Below are 21,183 nucleotides of genomic sequence, written 5' to 3' on the forward strand. Positions count from 1 at the left end.
GACAAGACTGGCCAACGTCGCGAACGGCGGCAGCCACGCTGCCGAACCGAAAGACAGGTGCGTTCCAATCGTCACACCGTCATAACCGCCGGCCCTTGCAATCGACACCTGCTCGATATGTTCGGCCAACCGCACATTGAGCCGATCGCCGGGGGAATGCTCCGGGTTGATGAATAGCGTCAACTGCACAAGGACAACCTACCTCGCCCAGCGGTGTCTCCTGGATCTGTAGGTTCTCAGTTCGGATTGCATCTGACAGGCGCCCTGACATGCACTCTTTCGTGTTGTCTCACAACGCCTTCCACCTGTCCTGTGTCCCGGGGTGCTTCAGTTCCTAGCCGTTCCGGCTTGACACCCGCTTCTCGGCGGGGTCCATCCGTCCAGTTAGTTTGCGGTTGCCAGGAGCTCCTTCACCGTCAACGATTCATCTCCCACGGTTCCAGGATCAACTGACTGGCCCTTGCCCAACAGCCGCTTGGCCAGCATGAACTCCTGTGGCCGGTTGATGCAGTCAGCAGCGATCATCCGCCCGCTGCGGAAGTAGAAGGCGGCGAAGCTATCTCCGCTGTCGGACTGCCCGCGGATGACTACCTGATCGTGTCCCCGGTTCAAGCCGGCCATCTGGAGCTTGAGATAGTACTGGTCCGACCAGAACCACGGCAGGCTGGTTTGAGCAACCGGCTCTCCGCATAGTGCCGCGGCCGCGCTCTTGGCTTGTTCGACGGCGAACGGAACTGATTCGAGGCGACGGTGCTGACCGGTTTGGGGGTCGCGCTGGGATGCGCAGTCGCCGGCGGCGACGATATCTGGGTCAGCGGTCTGACAAAACTCGTCGACGACGATTCCGTTATCGACGCTGAGCCCTGCCGCCTGCGCGAGTTCGGTTGCCGGCGTGATGCCGACACCAACGATCACCATGTCAGCGGGGAACGCGCTGCCATCCGAGCACACCACCCGCTCGACCCGGCCTTGGCCCTCGATGCTTGCGGCGGCGGCAGAGGTCACGATGCCGACGCCCTGCTCGGTATGGAGGCGGTGATAGAAAGCCGAGACCTCCGGCGCAGTCACCCGCTGCAACAGACGGTCAGCCATCTCCAAGACAACGACGGCTTTACCGAGTTTGCGCAGCGAGGCGGCGGTCTCCAGACCGATATACCCGCCGCCGATGACGACGGCCCGCTTGACCGATGCGAGATCGTTCTTGATGGCTTCAACATCGGCAAGGTTGCGTAGGTAACGCACCCCGGGCAATTGGGCACCGGGCAGCGAGAGCCGGATCACCCTGGCGCCCGTGCACAGCGCCAGCTTGTCGTATGCGGTGACTTTTCCGGCCGCCAGGGTCACCGCCTTGGCGTCGCGATCGATCGCGATGACGCGGTCTGTGATGATGTCGACGCCGTGGTTGGCGTAGAACGACTCAGGCCGGATCGCCAGCTCTTCGGCATCGACTTCTCCAGCGAGATATGCCTTCGACAGCGGCGGGCGCTCGTAGGGCACCCGTCCCTCGTCGCCGATCAGCCTGATCGGCCCGGACCAGCCCCGCTGGCGCAGGCTGGCGACAAGCTGCGCGGCCGCATGGCTGGCCCCAACGATGACGCAAGTCTGATCCGAAGGCACCGGTCAGCTCTTGGGAGTCAACTGCACCATCATGCGCGAATAGCCGCGCACAAAGTTGGACTGCACTTTCTCCGGCTCACCTAGCACCTCGATGTGCTCGAAGCGTTGCAGGATCTCCTCCCACAAAATGCGCAGCTGCATTTCGGCTAGCCGGTTGCCCATGCACCGGTGAATCCCAAAACCGAACGAGACGTGGTTGCGGGCGTTCTTACGATCGATGATGAACTGATCCGGGTTGTCGATCGAGCGTTCATCGCGATTGCCCGAGGCGTACCACATCACCACCTTGTCACCCTTGCGGATGGTGGCGCCGCCCAGTTCGACGTCTTGTTTGGCCACCCGGCGCATGTACGCCAGCGGAGTCTGCCAGCGGATGATCTCGGAAACCATGTTGGGGATCAGCTCCGGTTTGGCCTTGAGCTTTTCGAACTCCTCGGGGAACTGGTTCAGCGCCAGCACACCGCCGCTCATCGAGTTGCGGGTGGTGTCGTTGCCACCCACGATCAGCAGCGCCAAGTTGCCCAAGAACTCCATCGGTCGGCTGATCAGATCTTTGGTGTCCTCGTTGTTCAGCATCAGGCTTATGAGGTCGAAGCTGGGCTCGGCGCCGGCCTTCTGTTGCGCCTCCCGTTCTCGCCATAACTGCGAGAACGCTTTGGCCAGTTCGACCACTGCCGGGAACAAGGCGTCGCGATCAGCCAACCCGCCTGTGCACTGCGGCGCAGCCGCGGCGACGTCCGACCATTCGACCAGCTTGAGTCGCTGGTCGTAGGGGAAATCGAACAACGTGGCCAACATCCGAGCGGTCAACTCGATGGAAACCCGCTCGACCCAGTTGAACGGCTGGTCTGTAGGCAGATTTTCGAGTACGTCCCGCGTGCGGGTGCGGATCAGGGCTTCCATCTCTTTGAGGTTCTTGGGTGCGACGACGTCCTGGACCGCCTTGCGCTGCTCATCGTGCTTTGGCGGATCCATGGCAATGAAGGTTTCCACTCCGAGGCCGGGAGGCCGGTCACCGAGAAAGATGATGGGCTCAGCGGAGAACAGGTCGTGGTGCTTGTCGACGAAGATGATGTCCTCGTACCGGGTGATCGACCAGAAGGGGCCGAAGGGGCTGTCCGCCTTGTAGTGGACGGGTTGTTGGTCGCGCAGCCGCTTGGCATAGGAGTCGAACTTTCCCTGCCGCCACAGGAACGGGCTGCTCAAGTCGATGTCGCTGATGTCGAGTGCGTCGGCCGCAGGCAGCGGTGTTTCGGCGAACTCGGGCACCAGCGGGTTGATCCCTGCCTGGTCGATCAGCTTCTGGGCCAGGTGTGCGGCTTTGATTTGCCAATGCATCGGCACCACAGGTGCCGTCGCGTTCATGACGGTTGCTGACAGATTCATCATTGAGCCCTTCGCTACATCTGGAATTCGGGCAGCGTCACAGTCAGTCCGTCGAGATCCTCGGTGACGTTGATTTGGCAAGACAGCCGCGACGTGGGGGTGGCTTCGGGAGTCATGTCCAGCATCTGCTCCTCATCGTCACTCTTGGAGCCGGTCTTGACCAACCACGTGCCGTCGACGATTACGTGGCAGGTCCCGCAGGCCGCGTCGCCGCCGCAGTCGGCGTCGATTCCAGGCACCATGTTGTCGATGGCGTGCTTCATCAAGGACTTGCCATCCTCGATGGAGACCTCGTGCTCGGTGCCGTCATGCTCGGTGAAGGTGACGTGTCCCATAGCAGTAACTGTGCCCCATCCGGGGCCTCAGCCTGAGGTCCTGAGTTGACACCAAGGGGGTCATTTCAAGACAATTGTCTGTCGTGGAGCCACAGCCCCGCATCCCTACGGTCTATTCCCGGCTGATCGCGCAGGAGCTGGGAATGCGAGCCCCTGACCTCACGGTATTGCTGTCCGGGACGATGATCACGCCCGAGCAGCTACTCGACGAGGAAACACGCCTAACAGCGGACCAGCAGATTCAGATTGCGCGCAACGCCCTGCGGCTCTCTGATGACCCGTCCTTCGGTATGCGACTGGGCCGCCGACTCACCCCGGCCGTGCACGGGCCGATGGGCTTTGTCGCGAGCAGCAGTCCCGATCTGGCCACCGCACTCGAGGCGATCGAGCAGTTCACCGCGACACAGATGCCGCTATTGCGTGTTGCCTATGACCGCCGCCAAGACGTCACCGTGATTCGATTCAGGCTCACCACCGACGTACCGACCGAGGCGGTCCGGCTTATGGCCGAAGTCAGCGCGATGGCGCTGTACTCAATCGCCGAGTTCATTACTGGCCGCGTTCCCGACATGGCCGAAATCGATTTCACGCATCCTGATCCCGGCCCGCGCGCCGGCTACGGTGAGCATCTTCCCGGCCGGCTGCGGTACTCGTGCCCGGCCTTCGAGATTCGCCTGCCGACCAAGCTGTGCGAAATTCCCAACGCTTCAGCGAATCGCGACACGTACTTGCTGGCCTGGGCGCAGTGCGAGGCATTGCTCGCCGAGCTGCAAAGTCCGCAACCCAGCATTCGGCGCCAGATCGAAACCATAATGCTCACCCACCCCAGAGGAGCCTTGACCGAAGACCATGCCGCTGCTGCGCTTTTCATGAGCAAGCGCACGCTGGCCAGGCGCCTCAAGGAAGAGGGAACCAGCTTTCGTCGAATAAGAGAGGACGTATTGGCCGGGCAAGCCCAGCGGTATCTGCGTGACGAGCGGATGACGGTGCAGTCGGTAGCTGATCTGCTCAACTATCACGACAGCAACAACTTTCGGCGTGCTTTCAAGCGCTGGTTTGGAATGACTCCAGAGGCGTACCGGCGAAACGCTCAGTAGACCAATAGTTCTGCTTTCAGGTCTCGATCTCAAGTCCTCTCCGCAGCACACCACCTGGCGATAATCACAGTTCTACCAGCACATGCCGGGCAATGACGTTCCGAACCCACTCCGTGTGCTGATAGCGCTGAGATACCCAGGGTTGCAACAACAGTCCCGCTCAACGGCGACCCGCTACGTTCTTGGGTGGACTTCCCGAAGTCATTGCGAAGGGGATCTCCGCATTCCGTGGCGAACCCGAGAACCTTGCGGTTGTCCAGTTGTCGACCATTGGGCCAGCGCGGCGGCATGCACCGGTGCCCTCGGAAGGAACGGTGAACTACACCACGGCGCCCTGGTGGCGCGTGGCACTTGCCGGCAGCGAGGCGAAGTACCTGCGTGCGGCCGCGCACGCAGCCTGAGCGTCCTGCTTGTGGTCGAAGCACCGATCCACGCCCGGCCCTTCGGCGAACCATTCGTCGGTCTCAAGCTGCCCGACGAGATACCCGCCGGAGCGGTACACACCCGGCTTGACACGCTTCCAGATCATTGGGCCTGCCGCGGCCCGCAGCCAGGTAGCGAGCGCACGCACCGGGTTGCCGGTCTCCGCCACCAGCACCGCGAACGGATCGGCCTCCCCGCCGTCGATCCGGTACGCCGTCACCATCCAGCCGAGATCGTCTACTTCGATCACGAACAACAGGTCGCCGACCCTTATCGCGTTCACATCGTCGAGGCACCACGATTCCCCGAGGCCACCGCTGGCGCTGATAGCGTCGCGCACGATATCGGCGGAACGCGGAGGACTTGCGACCGAAGACCAAGGGCGCTCGTCTCCGACGCTTGAATGGCGCTCAGCGCAATCTGACTGGAATGCAACTGATTTCACCGTTCCGACGCCGCATTTAACGCTCCCGTGAAGCGGACGGACAGGGCCTGGAGCGGCGCTCCTGAGACCATCGTCCGCCGCCTGCGCTCACCCATGTCGGGACTCCTTCGGCTCAATCCACTCAATCGTTGCTGGGAGTATCGGGCCGATCACCACGTTCCGTCAGTGACCGAAGCTGAGCTGACGCCACCCAGTGTGATCACCGTCTTCGGTTCAACCGGGACGAATGGATCCTGCTGGCCGCCAAGCTTTTCCCCGACGGTCTTGACTTTCGCCAGGATCTCCGACGCCGCCAGGTCTTGGGCATCGGCGTCGTAGTAGTCGAACCACGGCAGACCCGCACTCACGTAGGCGTCTCTGTCGACTGGTGTCGTAGGTGGCACCTCTCCGGTGATGGCAGTCCACTGCGCGGCCGAACACAAGTGGACGAACACCCGCTGTGCACCGCCCTGGTCGTAGTCGGCGAGCGGGCGATCATCGGCGTAGACCTCCTGACGCATCCGCCCACCGGCCCCGAGCCCCATGTCCGCCGAACCGGTGTCACCGTCGCATGCCATCGGGGCCATGCTCGCGCAGACCTGCGGGCGTGCTCGCTGTGCGGCGTGCCACGCTGCGAGCGCTTGTGCGGTCAGGCCGATGGCCCGCAGTTGCACGCCGCCATGGGTCTCCTGCCCGCTGACCTGCCCTTCGACTGTGGCGCCGGAACCGAGTGGCACGGCCACGAACTGGCGGATGAATCCATCGCCGGCATTGATGCCGTCCAGCCACGGCTGGTCAGGCAGCCCAACGTAATTCTGCGGGTCTTTGACCAGGTGCTCGATCCACGGCAAGCCACTGACCGCACACACCTTGCCCACACCGACCTGCAGAGCAGCGGGTTCGGCGGCATTGAACGAAAGCCACATTGCCTCGCGCTGGTAGATCGGCAGCATCACCCCGCCACGGGCCAGCCACTCGGCCGGTGCAGTGTCGGGGTAATCCTCGACCCGCCGCAACGGAAACCGGCCCAGACCCGGCGGCAGCGGATGCAGGCCCGTCTCGGGGATTCGCAACGTCCGCTGAAAGTCCACCGTCACCGGACCCATCACCAACTGGTCCCTGACGATCTCTACCGGCAACGTGCCCGCCATGACAACCCCCATCTCTATGTGTTGCCAATATCTGTAGCAGCAGGCACCGACACAACTCTGTGGCGCATGAACCGGAAACCGTCGCGGACACCCCTGGCCCGGACATCCAGCCCCTGTAAGCGGCGGCCGGTCAGCTAAGCAGTGGCATCGGCCGACTGCCCATGAGGATTCTCAATGTCACTGCACAAGTGCAGCGCGGGTGCAGTCAGTCTTGGGAAAGTGCAGCCCGTTTTGAGAACCTATACGCCGCGTGTAGGTTCTCAAATTTCGCTTCATATCGCGGCCTTCTGACCTTCGTCACTTCCGCTTGTCTCACATCCTTTCATCTGGGTTTATCTCACTTTGCGTTTCATCTCCTAGGGGTCTGCCGAGGACAGACATCCGCCGTCCCGTCGCATCGCCGAAAGTCCACCCGCGGCCGAGATGCTCGGGTTGGAAGCACGTGGCGTTGCCGGTGGTTTTCATCGGAATCGGTCTGGTGGTCATGATCGAAAAATGTAGGGTGGTCAACCTCGACAAGTAGCGGTCTGATGGACCAGTTAGCAGCGCGCGCTGACTAGCCTCGCTCACGTCATTTTGCGAGATGCGTGCATTCTGCGCCCAGCGTGGTGCCGTCGCCATCGCCGTCGACGGTGTGCTTCGTCACGTCGCCGATGAGCACCTCGAAAGCTCCCGACTCCCAGGTCTTTCCTGTCCCGAAGGGGAACTGGCAGTTACCGGTAGCCGACTTGCTTTTGGTCGTCAGGATGTCGCCATGTTTCGCCGGCTGGGAGGGTGGCCGCTCCATCGCGTGTAGGCCCGGGTGAATGCCGCCGTCTCGGAATAGCCGAGGCGGCGCGCGGTCTCTTCGACGGTGAGTCCTGAGTCGAGCATCTCGATGGCGAGTGCGGTGCGTGTCTCATCGAGCAGTGCTCGGTAACTGGTTCCCTCCGCGGCCAGCTTGCGGTGCAGAGTCCGTTCGGTCATGTGAAAATCTGCGGCGATCATGGCCATCGACGGAATATCGCTGGAGTTCTGAATGATTCGGGTTCGGACGGCGGCGGATGTGCCGCGCCGGACGCGGCGGCGGTTCAGCAGGTCTTCGCACTGGCGGATACAGATTGCGGCGGTTTGCGGGTCGGAGACCGGCATGGGCCGATGCAGCAGGGCGATAGGGAAGTTGAGCGCGTTCCTGGTGGAATGCTGCACGGTCAGAACGAGGTTGGGAGTCTCGGCTACTACTGCGGGAAGCTCTACCCCGGAAAGCTCGAGCCGTATGCCAACGGGGGAGTCGAGCGGCCCCAGGAGTGCTGGGAGCAATCGCAACAAGACCGCGACGTCGCGTTCGATGAGGAAGGTGCGCAAGTCGCCGGGAACCCCGCTGTGATCGAAGGAGATGGACGCTTCGGTCTCGGTGATCGCCGGCGCGGTGAGGCTGAAATAGGTCGCGGTGAAGGAAAAGTAGCGGCATGCGACTTCGACCGCATCCCCGAATGACCGACTCGCCATGAGCGCGTAGCCCAGGACACCGGTGTCGGCCAAGCTGTATCGAGACCCGGCTTCGGCACCGAGACCACGGGAGTCGCCGAGTCGGCTGACGACATTGCGGATAACCATGAGTTCTTGCTCGGGGCGCACCGAGGTCGCTGGATCGCTGAGATCGCTCAGTGCCAGGCCCGAACCCGACAGGCACTGCTGCGCATCGACTCCGTGCGTCAGTGCGGTTTCGACGACGTGCCTCGTCGACGCGGGTGATCGAGCGACGTCCAGGGCGGCATATCCGGGCATTTGTCTGAAAATATCAAAACGCTGTCTGAACCGATCATTCAATCGACCGCCCCCGGGCCATAGCTTCTGACCTATGCCCACTGATGTGATCAGACCGACCCCGGCTGCACTCCTGGCCGCAACTCGCGGTTCCGTGACCGATCTCCTCAAGCCCGCAGCCACCGGGGCCTACCGTGACCTCCGTCGTCCGAAATCGCGCACAGCCCCGGTGACAGTGCCCAGAACCACATTCGATCCGACCTTGCCGGACAACATCGCCAATCCGTATCCCGCGCTCGCCCAAATCCGGCAGCATCCCGTTGTCGTCAACGAGGCACTCGGTGTCTGGATGCTGGGCCGCTACGAAGACGTCCACGCCGCCGCAAGAGACAGCGCATCATTTAGTTCCACCGACGGGATTCTGCTGCGATCCTTCGGAGCCAGTGCGGTGGTTTTCGCTCAGCCTCCCGACCACACCCGCCTGCGCCGAGTAGCCGCCCCGATGTTCAACAAGCGCGCGGTCGCCGACCTCACCTCCGGTATTCGTGAGCTGGCTGAGGCCGGCGCCGCGCCACTGAGAACCGGGGATGTCGTCGATCTGGTTCAGTCGCTCACGATCCCCATGCCGATCAACGTCATCGCACAGATGCTCGGCATTCCTCGCGGCAAATGGGTCGAGTTCCGCTCGATGTCCGAGCATTTCGCCGGGATTTTCGGACCGCGCACCACCGCCGAGATCGTGCGCGTCATCGGCACCGGTTTACCGGCCTATGTGCGGTTCCGCACCCTCATCGCCGCTGAGATGAATAAGCGCGCCGTCGAACCCGCCGATGATCTGCTCACTCGGTTTCAGACCGCCGGAGCCGCTGGTGAACTCTCTGATACCGAGGCGTTCGTCTACGCCTTCTTGTTGTTGGTCGCCGGCAACGAAACCACCACCAACCTGCTCGGCATGCTTCTGCTCCGACTGGCCAAGGATCAGAAGTTGTTCGCCGAGCTTAAAGCGGACCGCAGCCTGATTCCGGCGGCGGTCGAGGAGACGGCCCGGTGGGGATCGCCGGTTCAGTGGGTCAGCAGGACCCTCACCGCAAACCACCGGATCGGCGACACCGTTATCCCTTGCGGTGCGCGGACGTTGCTCTTCTACTCGTCGGCCAATCGCGATCCGGAGAAGTTTGCCAACCCGGACACCTTCGACATCCACCGCGACACGACCGGCCACTTGGCTTTCGGTCATGGACTTCACTTCTGCCTCGGTGCCCATCTGGCCCGGTTGGAAGTCGCGATCGCGGTTGAACAACTCCTGGAAAAGGCGCATGGCATGGAGCTTGCCGGACCAGTGAAGTGGGCGACGACCCCTTCGCTGCAAGGCCCATCATCGCTACCGGTGCGTCTCCGCCCAATCAGGTGAGGTCAAACCGTTCCGCCACTCCGACTGCTCTCGCTGACCCGATCACCACACGGCCTCGCACTCGGCCACGGCATCGAACGGCCCGCGTGTGTCATGCGTTTGGCGAATCCGCCATCACTCCGCCGCCATTACTCGTGAGATTCCGCCACGTGCCGTGAGAACCGATCAGCGGCGGAGCATGCATGATGCGATGACGCTGCGGCGTACAACCCCAAAACGCACCAAATGCAACCGGTCGTCTCGATCTCGTTTCATATACGAAGCTCGAATGAAACCATAAGTGAGATTATGAAGTCAGAAACGAGACCCTACAGCTGCTGCTGTCGAGATGTAACGAAGTCTGACAGGATTCGCCGGGCCACTTTGACATCCTCCGTCGCTAGACGCGAATGATTTTGAGACCGGCCACCCCGTCGAGTGCGTCGAAGTCGCCGTCCTGGGTGACGACAGGTAACTTGCGTGAGTTCGCAATGGCAGCAATCCACAGGTCGTTGATGCGGACCCGCCGACCCGTCTCGGCGAGATGGATGCGTAGCCGTGCCCACATCCGCGCAGCGTCGTCATCGGCGGGCAGCGCCATCATGTCGGCGACCGATTCGAGTGTGGCTATCCGTTTCGCTCGCGACTCCGAGCAGCTGGCCGCAAGCACCCCGAGGTGAAGTTCGGCCAGTGTGATCACGGTTGTCGCCACCTCGGCGGGCAGCAGCGCGTCGTTGAATTCACGGCCGCTTTCGTTGGCGATAAACACCGAGGTATCGAGCACACCCGCAGAGGTCACAGGCCCTGGCCAAGTTCGTCGTCGGTCGTCTCGCCAGCGAGGATGGCCAGATCGTCTCGGAGTCGCGGATCTGCTTGTGCGTGGTGAAGGCGTTGAAGTATTTCGTCTCGTTTCAACCATCGCCGCCGCGCCGACTGCCACTTGGTGAGAACCGCAACGGGCTTCCCGCTGATCGTGACCGTTATGTCTTCGCCGCCTTGTGCGCGGCGCAACAGCCCGGCAGTGTCGTTGCGGAGTTCCCGCGATGCAATCTCAGCCATACGACAATTGTAGGCCAGCTGTAGGCCCACCGTAGGGCAGAGTGCCTCTTTTGATTCCCTGCGTCTCCGTTCCGCCGTACCTACACCACTTCTCCGGGTGGCCCTTCGCTCCCAGGCTCTTGTTAAACAACACCCTGCGCCCTGCTAATCCTCGCTGCATCTCGACAGTGTTTCGTCTACTTGGCCATGTTCGCGAATCGCGACAAATGTAGTTGGTGAGCAACGGTTATCGTCTTGGTCGGACCATTGCGGTGTTTGGCCACGATCAGATCGGCTTCACCGCCGCGCGGGTCGTCACGTTCGAAGGCGTCGGGCCGGTGTAGTAGGACGACCATGTCTGCGTCCTGCTCGATTGCGCCCGATTCGCGGAGGTCGGCCAGCATCGGCTTCTTGTCGGTGCGCTGTTCGGGGCCTCGGTTGAGCTGGCTCATCGCAACCACAGGAACTTCCAGCTCTTTGGCCAAAAGCTTGAGTTGGCGCGAGAACTCGGAGACTTCCTGCTGTCGTGATTCGACCTTCTTACCCGAAGTCATGAGCTGCAGATAGTCAACGACAATCAGCCGAAGGTCGGCCTTCTGAGACAACCGCCGCGCCTTGGCGCGGATCTCCATCATCGTCAGGTTGGGTGAATCGTCGATATATAACGGCGCTTCGCTGATTTCGCTCATGCGGCGGGCCAGGCGCGTCCAGTCGTCGTCTGTCATCCGGCCCGCTCGCATGTCAGCGAGCTTGATCTTGGCCTCGGCCGACAGCAGTCGCATGACGATCTCGGACTTACTCATCTCGAGGGAGAAGACGACGCTCGACTGATGGTTCTTGATCGAACAGGACCGCATGAAATCCAGTCCAAGAGTGGAGTTGTGCGTAGGCACCATCGAGCGGCCGGCCAGATACAGGTGGTCCACGTTGTCGACCTCGACGCACCGCACCGGCACGCTGGGCACGGGTCGCACGTCCACGATAAACCTCGAGGTGTGCCGCGCCGGTGGGGCGCCAGCACGACGATCCTTGTGCAAGATCGCCTTTCGCTCCAGACCAAAGATCACATCATCGGTCGTGAAGGTTAGCGTGTACGCCATCGACGACTCGTCAGCGCGGCGTTGCGCCGGCGTGGACTCTGTCTGGCACCAATACCCGAGGCTCACGATCAGTTCCGCGACGTCGGCGGCCAGTCGGGGGTGTGCAGCCGAGAACTGCGCCGCGCCGACGGCGGTGACCGTGCCCTCGGCATCGAGCAGGCCTGCTAACAGCGCACGTCGCTGTGCTTCGGATGCGCGTAGGTAGTCGGCCGGGATGTACTTCTCCCCGAGAGCTCCGATGGCGCGGAGGCGACCCTGAAGTGCGTCCGGATCGAGGCCGTCAGCCTCGATCCGCATCGTGAGTTCGGGATCGGCGGCCGTGAGCTGCGCGGGGGCTGTCCTACCAGCTCCCAACCACACCCCGAGCGTGTACGGCGGCACCGGCAGATCCCGATCCGATGCCTGGATCGGCGCGGCGTTGGCAACCGAGTGGTCCAGTCGGTGGTCGATCGTGGGACAGCGCAGGGTCGTGGCGATCTCGCTCGTCGTGCGGATCGCGCTGCAAGCCTTCTGACTCCTATCGCGGTTGCCCCCGGCCGCAGCCGATTGAGCCGCCCCCCGCGACGCCCGGGTCTCGGTCAGCCACTGGTGCTGCTCGTCGGCGACGATGACCGTGCCGTCGGAGAACTCGACCTCGTAGCATGGCCGCCCCTGCATCACCTCGGTGGCGGCCACCACGCGGGTGGGGCGCCCGTCGGCACCGATGAGAAGATCGCCGACCCCCACCTCTCCCATCGTGGTCCAGCCCGCCGGGGTGGGCAGCGGCGTGGTGAGCGACAGCGCCTTGCCCATGCCGGGCCTGGCTGCGATGACGACCATCTGCCCTGGGTGCAGACCGTTGGTCAGCTCGTCGAGCTCGACGAACCCGGTCGGTACCCCTCGCGAGATGCCGCCCTGCGAGGCGATCGCGTCTATTTCGTCCATCGTCGGCTGAAGCAGGGACTCCAACGCGACGAAATCCTCGGCCGTCCGCCGTTCGGTGACGTCGTAGATCTCGGCCTGGGCGCGGTCGACGACCTCGTTGACATCGGCCCCTTCGGCTCCCGCGTAGCCGTATTGCACGACCCGGGTGCCCGCCTCGACCAGCCGGCGCAGCAGCGCCTTCTCCGAGACGATGCCGGCGTAGTAACCCGCGTTCGCTGCGGTTGGCACCGTCGAGATCAGGGTGTGCAGATACGGTGCCCCGCCGACCCTGCGCAGCAGCCCACGGCGGTCCAACTCTGCGGCGACAGTGACCGCGTCGGCGGGCTCTCCGCGACCGTAGAGATCCAGGATGGCGTCGTAGACGTTCTGATTCGCCGGCCGGTAGAAGTCACCCGGACGCAGCTTCTCAAGTACGTCGGCGATCGCGTCTTTGCTGAGCAACATGCCGCCCAGCACCGCCTGCTCGGCGGCGGGATCCTGAGGGGGCTGGCGACCGAAATCCTCGCTCGGGGGAGCGCCCTGTTCCGACGAGCCTGCAGACCGACCCAGATCATTTACGACGGCCACGCAGCGCCCACCCCTTCAAATCGCGATCGAACGTGCATTCGACTTGCGGCATGCTGCGACCCTAGGCCCGGGCCCCGACAAGACTCCTGTTCGGGATCCGAACTCTTCCCGCGACGGCCCACGCTAGACGTTGCTGGGAGGGAATCAAGTCCGCCCTGTTGATGGCCTTGTGGACGGCGTGTGGATAAGTCAGGTGGGCCATGTTGGGCTACTGGGGAGAACCTGTGGACAAATGCCGTCAACTACCGTGTCTGCGCAGATGAACGCACCATAGGCCCGCCGAAGGTCTGTGGATGGGAATTCGTCGGCGTGTCGCCGCCGGTAGCCTGTTCGGGCGTGTTGTGTTGCGCTCCGGGGCCGCGCAGGTTAACAGTCGGTTAGGTTCGCTGTAACCGATTTGCGTTGAAAAAATTCGCTCGGCTCAGAAACGGCAGCATCACGATCCCCGGCCCTCAGGCTCCCGTCTGAAAAGCTGGTGCCGTTGCCTGGTGGCTAGACCGCCACCACGTTCAGCGACACCGACGCGTCGACATCAGGATGCAGGCGCACCGCGACGGGATGCGTACCCAGGGCCTTGATATGCGCCTTGGGCATGCTGACGGTCCGCTTGTCGAGGTTGGGCCCGCCGGCCTTCTTGATGGCCGCTACGACATGAGCAGCGGTCACCGAACCGAACAGCTTGCCCGAATCTCCGGCTACCTTGACAGCCAACTCGACGGGACCGAGGCCCTCGATGGCCGACTTCAGTTCGTTGGCATGCTCGAGGCCCTTGACACTCTTGAGCTCCTGGGACCGGCGGATCGCATCGGCCTGGCGCTGAGCGCCGCGGGTGGCCACAATGGCGAACCCACGGGGGAGCAGGTAGTTGCGGCCGTAGCCGTCCTTGACCTCGACCGCATCGCCGGCCGAACCAAGGTGCTCGACCTCAGTGGTCAGAATCAGTTTCATGTCTTCGTCCTGTCTGGGGTGGTCGCCGCTTATCGCGTTGCCGAGGTGAACGGCAGCAACGCGACCTCGCGGGCGTTCTTCACCGCGATCGCGATATCGCGCTGGTGCTGGACGCAGTTACCGGTCACCCGGCGGGCACGGATCTTGCCGCGTTCGCTGATGTAGGTGCGCAGCAGCTGAGTGTCCTTGTAGTCAATGCTCTGCAACTTGCCCTTTTTGGAACAAAACATGCACTTGCGGGTCTTGACCGGCTTCTCGGGCGCCGGGCGACGCTTATTGGCCTTCGCCATGTGTCTATCTCTTTCTTGAAGTCACTGAATAAAAGTCACTGAACGTACTGGGTTGATCAGAAGGGCGGTTCGTCATCGGCGCCACCGAAAGATCCCGACGCGGGCGCGCTGCCCCACGGGTCTTCCTTGGGCTGCTCGGCCGGGCGAGAACTCGCGCCGCCACCGCCGCCGCCGCCGCCGAAGCCTCCGCCACCGCCGCCGCCGCGGCTGACTTTGTTGACCTTGGCCGTGGCGTACTTGAGCGACGGGCCGATCTCGTCGACCTCGAGCTCCACGACGGTGCGCTTCTCGCCCTCACGGGTTTCGAACGACCGCTGCTTGAGCCGGCCGCTGGCGACCACCCGCGAGCCGCGGACGAGGCTCTCGGCCACGTTCTCGGCGGCCTCCCGCCAGATGCTGCAGCGCAAGAACAGCGCTTCGCCGTCCTTCCACTCATTGGTCTGACGGTCGAACATGCGGGGCGTCGACGCGATCGTGAAGTTCGCGACGGCCGCACCCGACGGTGTGAACCGCAGTTCGGGGTCAGCGGTCAGGTTTCCAATGACCGTGATGATGGTGTCACCAGCCACGAGGTCCTCCTGGATCTGTTATCGGCTTCATACGGGTTGGGCGGCCGTCACAGGCGAGCCTACGGACGAGGTCCGACGTGCACGGGCCGCGAAGCGACGTGGCCCCAGCCGTCCCACTCGTGACCGGCCGCAGGTGGCCTGGATCGTCGCGGGACTAGTGCTTGTCGGTGCGCATGACCTTGGTCCGCAGCACCGACTCGTTCAGGTTGAGCTGACGGTCGAGTTCGGACACCGTCGCGGGCGCCGCCTTCACATCGACGATGGCGTAGATGCCTTCGGCATGCTTGGCGATCTCGTAGGCCAGCCGACGGCGGCCCCAGATGTCGACCTTGTCCACGCTGCCGCCATCTTTGCGGATCACGTTGAGGAACGTCTCCAGCGACGGAGCAACTGTGCGCTCGTCGAGAGTGGGGTCAAGAATGACCATGATTTCGTATGGACGCATAAGGAACCCATCACCTCCTATGGTCATGTGCGGCCGCGGACTGTCCGCGGCAGGAGGGTCGCCTGCGTCGGCAACCGGGCCAGGCTACAGGAACCGGCGCTGATCTGGGAAATCCCGCTCCCGGACAGCTACTTCGGACCGGTTCGGAGCTGGGAGCCCGCCCCGGTTCGTTAGCGTGCAGAACTCAGCGGCACCGACTGGTCGAGGTAGGGCGCCAACTGCGGCCGCGGCTGCAACCAGTCCGGCAGCCAGCGCGGCGGTGCGTCCGGGGCGCGAGCGAATACCCCCCCGGCGGGGTCATCGATCCCGTCGCGCCGCACCAGATCCAGCTCGGGGCGGTAAATCTGGCGAATCACCAACCCGCACAGGGTGATCACCGCGATATCACGCAACAGGACAGTCGCGGTGAACCACTGCTCCGGTAGGCCCATGTTCTGTTCGCCAAACAAGTACAGCATTCGCGGAACCCAGACCAGCATGTCGATTGTCATCCAGGCCAACAGGATTCGTCGGTGCGGCAGCGCCAGCACCGCCAACGGAACCAGCCACAGCGAGAACTGCGGGCTCCACACCTTGTTGGTCAACAGGAAGGCCGCCACCACCAGAAACACCACTTGGGCTACCCGCGGCCGCCGCGCTGCCGTCAACACGATGTATCCGATGGCGATGCAGCACGCCGCGAACAACGCCGCGCTCAGGGCGTTGAGCGCGGTCGGAGGCTCCCAGAAACCGAGGTCCGGGTCCAGGCCACGCCAACCGGTGAACGACTTCACGACGTTATAGATCGAGTCCATGTCGTCACCGCGGCGGGTGTTGAGCCGAAAGAACTCTGACCAGCCCCGCGGAAACAGCACCATCACCGGCAGATTCACCACCAGCCAGGCCAGCAGCGCCGCCACCGCCGTCTGGCCGACCTCGCGCAGACGTCCCACGCGCACCGCGAGGAAGGCCAGCGGTATCAGAAAGAGCAGCGGATAGAGCTTGGCCGCCACTCCCAGCCCGATGAGCACACCGGCCAGCACGGGTCTTCGCCGCGCCCACGCCAACAGCGCGGTGGCTGCGAAAGCCGTTGCCAGCGCGTCGAAGTTGGTAAAGATCTGAAAAATCACGATCGGTGAGGCCGCGACCAACGCCGCGTCCCAGATGCGACGCGGACCGGCCAGCATGGCGGTCGCCCACAGTGTCGTCAGCCACGCCATGGCCAGACCGAACGCGGCGATGTTGAAGAACATCACCACCTCCGCGACGATGGGTACCGATACGAGTTTGGTCAACGCCGTGTAGGTCTTCGCCAGAGACATCGACAGGTACTGGTAGACGCCCGTCAAGACCGGATACTCCATGTAGCGCACGGCCGGGCTGCCGTCGTACTGAACGTGCGGCTTGCCTTCGGCGTCGGTCTCAACCCAGCTGGACTTGTACGGAAATTTGCCCAGGTTCAACAACTCTGCGGTATACAGCGGAACGGTATCGGAGTAGCAGAGCTGATAGTAGGCCCGCTGGTTCTCCCAATTGCCCACCCGCTGGTCGGCGGCGCCGGTGCCGACGGTCTGCAGACACGCTGCCTTTGTCGAATAGCCCAGCGCCAGGAAAATCAGCGCGATGGCCAGCATGACTCGCAATGGTGTGAGGAATCGGGTTCGACCGATCAACGCATGACGGCCAACGGGGCCGCCGATAGTTCCCGCGAGCGCCGCACCGATGGTGTCGGTGCGGCTCGGCATATCGCGGCCGTCCAGGCTTCGCAGGTCTTCGGCCGGCGGAGCCGGAGATTCAGTACCGACCGGCGGAGCCGGAGATTCAGTACCGGCCAACGCGGCAGGCGATTCAGCCGGCGATACCTCGCCCGGTTCCGTCACGGAGGCGGTGGGGGTCCCGGTGGCGGCGGTGCGGGTTCTGGCGGCGGCGCGCCTGGCACGCCCTCCGGCCCCGGCGGTGCCCCGACAGGCGGTGGGCCAGGCACGCCCTCCGGCCCCGGCGGTGCGCCCCCGGGAGGTGGCGGTCCCACGGGCACGGTGGTTGGGGGTCCCCACGGGATCGTGATTCCCGGCGCGATCTCGAGCGTCGGTTGAATCACCGTCTCCGAGGGCGGCGGCGGCGCATCGGTGGGGTCCGGCGGTGGAGGTGGCGGTGGCGGTGGCACGCCGGCATAGCCACCGATCTCCGCGGGTTTCGGGAACGACTCGTTATCGGTTCCGTCGAGGGCACCGTCCATCGTGGCCTTCCAGATGTCGGCCGGCAGCCCTGCGCCGTACACCGGCGAGCCCCATTGATTCACCAGTGGTTTGGTGCCCTCAGTAGTGCCGACCCAGACCGCGGTCGACAGCGACGGGGTAAAGCCGACCATCCAGGCATCACGGTTTGCGCCGGTATCGCCCAGTTGATTGGTGCCGGTCTTGGAGGCCGACGGACGCCCGCCGGCAAGATTGTGACCGTTGGAGTAGGCGGCGATCGGCTGCATCGCGGCGGTGACGTTGTCCGCGACATCCTTATCGATTCGCTGTTCGCCGGTGTTGTCCTCCTCGGTCGCGTCGAACAGGACATCGCCCTCGGCGTTGACGACCTTCTGCACGAAGTGCGGTGTGCGGTAGACCCCCGACGCGGCGATCGTGGCGTACGCCGAGGCCATATCGAGCACCCGAGTCTGGTACTGCCCCAGCACAATTCCGTTGTTCGGCGGACCGCCCTCCCCGTCCTCGGACAAGGTGTGGTCCACACCCGGAATACTCTCCGCGATGCCGGCCTGGTGTGCGGCATCGGCGACGTCCTGCGGTCCGTTGTTGAGCTTGAGCATCAATCGGTAATAGCTGGTGTTCAACGATTGCTTCAGCGCCTCAGCGATGTTGCAGGTACCGCAGCTTTCGCCGCCCACATTCGAGATCTCGATGCCGTTGACACTCAAAGGCGAGCTATCCACCTGGAAGCCCAGCCCCATGCCCTGCTGCAGCGCCGCGATCAGCGCGAACACCTTGAACGCCGATCCGGTGGGCAGCCCGGCCTGCGCGAAATCGAAACCGTTGGCATCCGAGCCGCCGTAGTAGGCAATGATCCCGCCGGTTCTCGGATCGATCGACACCACCGCAGCCCGCATTTCGGGGTCCTGGCCGTCCAGAGCGGCCTCGACCGCATCCTGCGCGGCGGACTGCGCCTGAGCATCGATTGTGGTGGTGATCTGCAGGCCCTCGGTGTTCAGCGTCTGCTCGTTGATGTTGAAGATCTCGAGCAGTTCGTTGATCACCTGCCGCTCGATCAGACCGTTGGGCCCGGTGGTCTGATTCTGCGTGGTGGCCAAGTCACGCGGGATGGTCGGCGGGAACACCTGCGCGGCCCGGTCGGCCGGCGACAGCGCCCCGATCTCGACCATGCCGTCCAGCACCCAGTTCCAACGCGCCGCTGACGCGTCGGGGTCGACGGCTGGATCAAGCACCGACGGCAGCTGGATCAGCGCAGCGAGCAACGCGCCCTCGGCGACATCGAGCTGCTCGACGGGCTTGTCGAAATAGGCCTTGGACGCAGCCGCCACACCGTAGGCACCCCGGCCGAAGTAGATGATGTTCAAATAGGACTGCAGCACTTGATCCTTGGACCATTCGCTGGACATCTTGGTCGAGATCACCAGTTCCTTGGCCTTGCGGATCACCCCGCCTACACCGGATCTCGCGTCACCCACCAACGCGTTCTTGACGTACTGCTGGGTGATCGTCGATCCGCCCTGCAGGTCTCCGCCGAAAATGTTGTTCGTGGCTGCGCGCATGAAGCCGGTGAAAGAGAAGCCTGGGTTCGAGTAGAAGTCCCGGTCCTCGGCGGCCATCACCGCATCGAGGACATGCGCTGGGATCTGATCGATGTCGACATCGATCCGGTTGCCCTCCGGCGGAACGATTTTCGATAGCTCAGAGCCATCGCTGGCCAGGATTGTCGATACCTGCGCGGTACGGATGTCGCCCGGCTTGGGCACATCGACGATCATGTAGGCCATGCCGAAAGTGAGCAGCGGCAGCACGATCAGCACCGCCATCGTGGCGTAGAGGCCGCGGCGTACCCACTTCCAGTTGACCTGCGGACCCGGGGTGCCGTCCGAGGGCCCTTCCCCGGTCGGTCCACCTCCACTCGGCGGGGGCGGTGGCGGCGGTTTCGGTGGCTCCTGTTTGGCAGGGGTGCCGTCCAGCGCCCGCTTCACCGCATCGATCGGGTCGCGCAGGTGCGCCGGCGGTTCCCCCCGCACCGGGGGGATGACGGCGGTGTGGCGGTCATCGGGGGTACCCGCGTGCGCACTTCCCGTGTCATCCTCGGCGGGCGCCCGGTGCGCACCACCATCGCCAGTCCTCGGTGCCGGACCGTCGGCTTGGTGGGGTGGTCCCGGGTTCACGTCTTCAGTCATCTGGCCCTCCAGGGCGTCCTCGGCTGACCGGTCGTGGCGCCCTTCGCTATTCACTGGCAGTGCGCGCACGACCGCGCGCCGTCTGAGTTCGTCGTGGCGCGGGTGAGCCCTCGGGGGGCGGCAGCGCTCCCAGCTTGTACGACTTGACCAGGTGATTCCAACTACAGGTGCGGCAAACCTCCACAACGTGTACGGAGAAGTCGTCGTAGCGGGTCGCCAGCATGAGCAGCTCCTCAGCGGTGCGTGCAGACCCGGACACCGCACCGAGTTGATCGCCGAACACCCACGACACCAGTGTCAGTTGCTCCTTGCGGCAGATCGGGCAGATCACCGAGCTGGACTTGCCGTGGAATTTCGCAGCTCGCAACAGGTAAGGGTTGGCATCGCAGACTTCGGAAACGCCGGTCCTTCCCGAATAGACTTCGGCCAGCAGAGACCGCCGCCGCAAGGCGTAGTCCACCACCTGTCGCTGGAATCGCACGGTGACCAGAGTACGTCGGCGCGGTTGTCGCCGAGGCGCGACGTGCGACCCAGTTCACCACCGAAGGGTCACGATCTGGCCAGGCCGGGTCATCGCCGTGCTCATTCCTACGAAATTCCCCCGTCGGCGCCTGCTCCCGAATCCATCCCGACAGCCGCGACGCCGCGGCACCGGAGAGCGATTTGTCACAGAATCCGACACCGATGTAGCGTCTAATATATCGGCGCGATACAGTTTCGCGAGGTGTCGGGTCGTCGTAGCGACGGCCCAGAGTCGTCGTAGCGACGGCCAGATTACGCGAGGAAGGGGCCCGAATGCTGGAACTGGCTGTTCTGGGTCTGCTACTCGAATCGCCCATGCACGGCTATGAGCTGCGGAAACGACTGACGGGCCTGCTCGGCGCGTTTCGCGCCTTCTCCTACGGGTCGCTCTATCCGGCGTTGCGGCGTATGCAGGCCGACGGTCTGATCGTCGAGGACGCCGCGCCGGAAGGCACCGTCAAAGTCCGGCGCGCCCGCCGCGTCTACCAGCTCACCGACGCCGGCACGCAGCGCTTCACCGAGTTGGTTGCCGATACCGGGCCGCAGAATTTCTCCGACGACGGGTTCGGCGTTCACCTCGCCTTCTTCAATCGCACCCCGGCCGAGGCGCGCATGCGCATTCTCGAGGGGCGCCGCCGTCAGGTCGAGGAGCGCCGGGAAAGCCTGCGGGAAGCAGTCGCACGGGCCAGCAACTCGTTCGACCGCTACACCAGGCAGCTCCACCAACTCGGTCTGGAGTCCAGCGAACGGGAAGTCACCTGGCTCAACGAATTGATCGCCGCCGAGAAGTTGGCGCAGGAACGCGCGGAGCACACGTGAACACAACAACC

The 21,183-nt window shown here is 63.7% G+C and carries 21 protein-coding genes; 3 read left to right on the forward strand and 18 right to left on the reverse strand.

The window, feature by feature from the left end; genetic code table 11:
- The 4 genes from ACPGXI_RS13390 to ACPGXI_RS13405 all read right to left on the reverse strand — a co-directional run.
- Window positions 1-189: hypothetical protein (locus ACPGXI_RS13390; protein WP_526653643.1), on the reverse strand; the 189-nt coding region annotated here is incomplete at its 3' end.
- 195 nt (window positions 190-384) lie between these two features.
- Window positions 385-1,617 carry an NAD(P)/FAD-dependent oxidoreductase gene (locus tag ACPGXI_RS13395; protein WP_526653645.1) on the reverse strand — a complete coding sequence of 411 codons (1,233 nt, stop codon included), beginning with the start codon at window positions 1,615-1,617 and terminating at the stop codon, window positions 385-387.
- Window positions 1,618-1,620: 3 nt separating this feature from the next.
- A complete protein-coding gene (locus ACPGXI_RS13400; protein ID WP_526653647.1) occupies window positions 1,621-3,003 on the reverse strand; it encodes a cytochrome P450 in 1,383 nt (460 codons plus the stop codon).
- Between the two features lie 14 nt (window positions 3,004-3,017).
- Window positions 3,018-3,338, reverse strand: coding sequence for a 2Fe-2S iron-sulfur cluster-binding protein (locus ACPGXI_RS13405; protein ID WP_526653649.1), 321 nt, complete (start codon window positions 3,336-3,338; stop codon window positions 3,018-3,020).
- 83 nt (window positions 3,339-3,421) lie between these two features.
- Between ACPGXI_RS13405 and ACPGXI_RS13410 the strand changes: the two genes are divergently transcribed.
- A complete protein-coding gene (locus ACPGXI_RS13410; RefSeq protein WP_526653651.1) occupies window positions 3,422-4,435 on the forward strand; it encodes a helix-turn-helix transcriptional regulator in 1,014 nt (337 codons plus the stop codon).
- Window positions 4,436-4,754: 319 nt separating this feature from the next.
- On the opposite strand, the gene ACPGXI_RS13415 is transcribed toward ACPGXI_RS13410, so the two are convergent.
- The 4 genes from ACPGXI_RS13415 to ACPGXI_RS13430 form a co-directional block, all read right to left on the reverse strand.
- Entirely contained in the window at window positions 4,755-5,198 is a 444-nt protein-coding gene (locus ACPGXI_RS13415; RefSeq protein WP_526653653.1) for a hypothetical protein, read from the reverse strand.
- Window positions 5,199-5,452: 254 nt separating this feature from the next.
- A complete protein-coding gene (locus ACPGXI_RS13420; RefSeq protein ID WP_526653655.1) occupies window positions 5,453-6,433 on the reverse strand; it encodes a hypothetical protein in 981 nt (326 codons plus the stop codon).
- Between the two features lie 571 nt (window positions 6,434-7,004).
- Complete coding sequence (locus tag ACPGXI_RS13425; RefSeq protein ID WP_526653657.1) at window positions 7,005-7,220, reverse strand: hypothetical protein; 216 nt, start codon at window positions 7,218-7,220, stop codon at window positions 7,005-7,007.
- On the reverse strand, window positions 7,175-8,200 hold the full coding sequence (locus ACPGXI_RS13430; protein ID WP_526653659.1) for a helix-turn-helix domain-containing protein: 1,026 nt from the start codon (window positions 8,198-8,200) through the stop codon (window positions 7,175-7,177). Before ACPGXI_RS13430 ends, ACPGXI_RS13425 begins: the two co-directional genes overlap by 46 nt.
- Window positions 8,201-8,273: 73 nt before the next feature.
- On the opposite strand from ACPGXI_RS13430, the gene ACPGXI_RS13435 reads away from it, so the two are divergent.
- The gene (locus ACPGXI_RS13435; protein WP_526653661.1) at window positions 8,274-9,590 is read left to right on the forward strand and encodes a cytochrome P450; all 1,317 of its coding nucleotides are present in this window, start codon (window positions 8,274-8,276) and stop codon (window positions 9,588-9,590) included.
- A gap of 379 nt (window positions 9,591-9,969) precedes the next feature.
- Here the strand turns inward: ACPGXI_RS13435 and ACPGXI_RS13440 are convergent, their stop codons facing one another.
- The 10 genes from ACPGXI_RS13440 to ACPGXI_RS13485 form a co-directional block, all read right to left on the reverse strand.
- Window positions 9,970-10,368 carry a type II toxin-antitoxin system VapC family toxin gene (locus tag ACPGXI_RS13440; RefSeq protein WP_526653663.1) on the reverse strand — a complete coding sequence of 133 codons (399 nt, stop codon included), beginning with the start codon at window positions 10,366-10,368 and terminating at the stop codon, window positions 9,970-9,972.
- Window positions 10,365-10,628: a type II toxin-antitoxin system Phd/YefM family antitoxin gene (locus tag ACPGXI_RS13445; RefSeq protein ID WP_526653665.1), complete on the reverse strand. Its 264-nt coding sequence runs from the start codon at window positions 10,626-10,628 to the stop codon at window positions 10,365-10,367. The genes ACPGXI_RS13440 and ACPGXI_RS13445 overlap by 4 nt, the downstream gene beginning before the upstream one ends.
- 176 nt (window positions 10,629-10,804) lie before the next feature.
- Complete coding sequence (gene dnaB / locus ACPGXI_RS13450) at window positions 10,805-13,198, reverse strand: replicative DNA helicase (RefSeq protein ID WP_526653667.1); 2,394 nt, start codon at window positions 13,196-13,198, stop codon at window positions 10,805-10,807.
- Window positions 13,199-13,690: 492 nt separating this feature from the next.
- Window positions 13,691-14,146 (reverse strand): 50S ribosomal protein L9, encoded by a 456-nt coding sequence (gene rplI / locus ACPGXI_RS13455; RefSeq protein WP_526653669.1) that lies wholly within the window; start codon window positions 14,144-14,146, stop codon window positions 13,691-13,693.
- Window positions 14,147-14,175: 29 nt separating this feature from the next.
- Window positions 14,176-14,436, reverse strand: coding sequence for a 30S ribosomal protein S18 (gene rpsR / locus ACPGXI_RS13460; RefSeq protein ID WP_526653671.1), 261 nt, complete (start codon window positions 14,434-14,436; stop codon window positions 14,176-14,178).
- A 56-nt stretch (window positions 14,437-14,492) separates the two neighbouring features.
- A complete protein-coding gene (gene ssb, locus ACPGXI_RS13465; protein WP_526653673.1) occupies window positions 14,493-15,005 on the reverse strand; it encodes a single-stranded DNA-binding protein in 513 nt (170 codons plus the stop codon).
- 154 nt (window positions 15,006-15,159) lie between these two features.
- Window positions 15,160-15,450, reverse strand: a complete 291-nt coding sequence (gene rpsF / locus ACPGXI_RS13470; protein WP_526653675.1) for a 30S ribosomal protein S6 — start codon at window positions 15,448-15,450, stop codon at window positions 15,160-15,162.
- A 170-nt stretch (window positions 15,451-15,620) separates the two neighbouring features.
- Window positions 15,621-17,174: a glycosyltransferase family 87 protein gene (locus ACPGXI_RS13475; protein ID WP_526653695.1), complete on the reverse strand. Its 1,554-nt coding sequence runs from the start codon at window positions 17,172-17,174 to the stop codon at window positions 15,621-15,623.
- A gap of 131 nt (window positions 17,175-17,305) precedes the next feature.
- Entirely contained in the window at window positions 17,306-19,831 is a 2,526-nt protein-coding gene (locus ACPGXI_RS13480; protein WP_526653677.1) for a transglycosylase domain-containing protein, read from the reverse strand.
- Window positions 19,832-19,877: 46 nt separating this feature from the next.
- Window positions 19,878-20,312 (reverse strand): DUF5318 family protein, encoded by a 435-nt coding sequence (locus tag ACPGXI_RS13485; protein WP_526653679.1) that lies wholly within the window; start codon window positions 20,310-20,312, stop codon window positions 19,878-19,880.
- A gap of 314 nt (window positions 20,313-20,626) precedes the next feature.
- On the opposite strand from ACPGXI_RS13485, the gene ACPGXI_RS13490 reads away from it, so the two are divergent.
- Window positions 20,627-21,172, forward strand: coding sequence for a PadR family transcriptional regulator (locus ACPGXI_RS13490; RefSeq protein ID WP_526653681.1), 546 nt, complete (start codon window positions 20,627-20,629; stop codon window positions 21,170-21,172).
- Window positions 21,173-21,183: the final 11 nt, after the last annotated feature.

This window comes from Mycobacterium sp., assembly GCF_049608025.1.
Classification (GTDB): domain Bacteria; phylum Actinomycetota; class Actinomycetes; order Mycobacteriales; family Mycobacteriaceae; genus Mycobacterium.

Excerpts from the sequence above, each read along its gene's own strand:
- ACPGXI_RS13400 (WP_526653647.1), bottom strand. The coding sequence starts at position 3,003 with ATGAATCTGTCAGCAACCGTCATGAACGCGACGGCACCTGTGGTGCCG.
- ACPGXI_RS13405 (WP_526653649.1), bottom strand. The coding sequence starts at position 3,338 with ATGGGACACGTCACCTTCACCGAGCATGACGGCACCGAGCACGAGGTC.
- ACPGXI_RS13420 (WP_526653655.1), bottom strand. The coding sequence starts at position 6,433 with ATGGCGGGCACGTTGCCGGTAGAGATCGTCAGGGACCAGTTGGTGATG.
- ACPGXI_RS13425 (WP_526653657.1), bottom strand. The coding sequence starts at position 7,220 with ATGGAGCGGCCACCCTCCCAGCCGGCGAAACATGGCGACATCCTGACG.
- ACPGXI_RS13430 (WP_526653659.1), bottom strand. The coding sequence starts at position 8,200 with ATGCCCGGATATGCCGCCCTGGACGTCGCTCGATCACCCGCGTCGACG.
- ACPGXI_RS13435 (WP_526653661.1), top strand. The coding sequence starts at position 8,274 with ATGCCCACTGATGTGATCAGACCGACCCCGGCTGCACTCCTGGCCGCA.
- ACPGXI_RS13445 (WP_526653665.1), bottom strand. The coding sequence starts at position 10,628 with ATGGCTGAGATTGCATCGCGGGAACTCCGCAACGACACTGCCGGGCTG.
- rplI (WP_526653669.1), bottom strand. The coding sequence starts at position 14,146 with ATGAAACTGATTCTGACCACTGAGGTCGAGCACCTTGGTTCGGCCGGC.
- rpsR (WP_526653671.1), bottom strand. The coding sequence starts at position 14,436 with ATGGCGAAGGCCAATAAGCGTCGCCCGGCGCCCGAGAAGCCGGTCAAG.
- rpsF (WP_526653675.1), bottom strand. The coding sequence starts at position 15,450 with ATGCGTCCATACGAAATCATGGTCATTCTTGACCCCACTCTCGACGAG.
- ACPGXI_RS13475 (WP_526653695.1), bottom strand. The coding sequence starts at position 17,174 with ATGCCGAGCCGCACCGACACCATCGGTGCGGCGCTCGCGGGAACTATC.
- ACPGXI_RS13480 (WP_526653677.1), bottom strand. The coding sequence starts at position 19,831 with ATGACTGAAGACGTGAACCCGGGACCACCCCACCAAGCCGACGGTCCG.
- ACPGXI_RS13490 (WP_526653681.1), top strand. The coding sequence starts at position 20,627 with ATGCTGGAACTGGCTGTTCTGGGTCTGCTACTCGAATCGCCCATGCAC.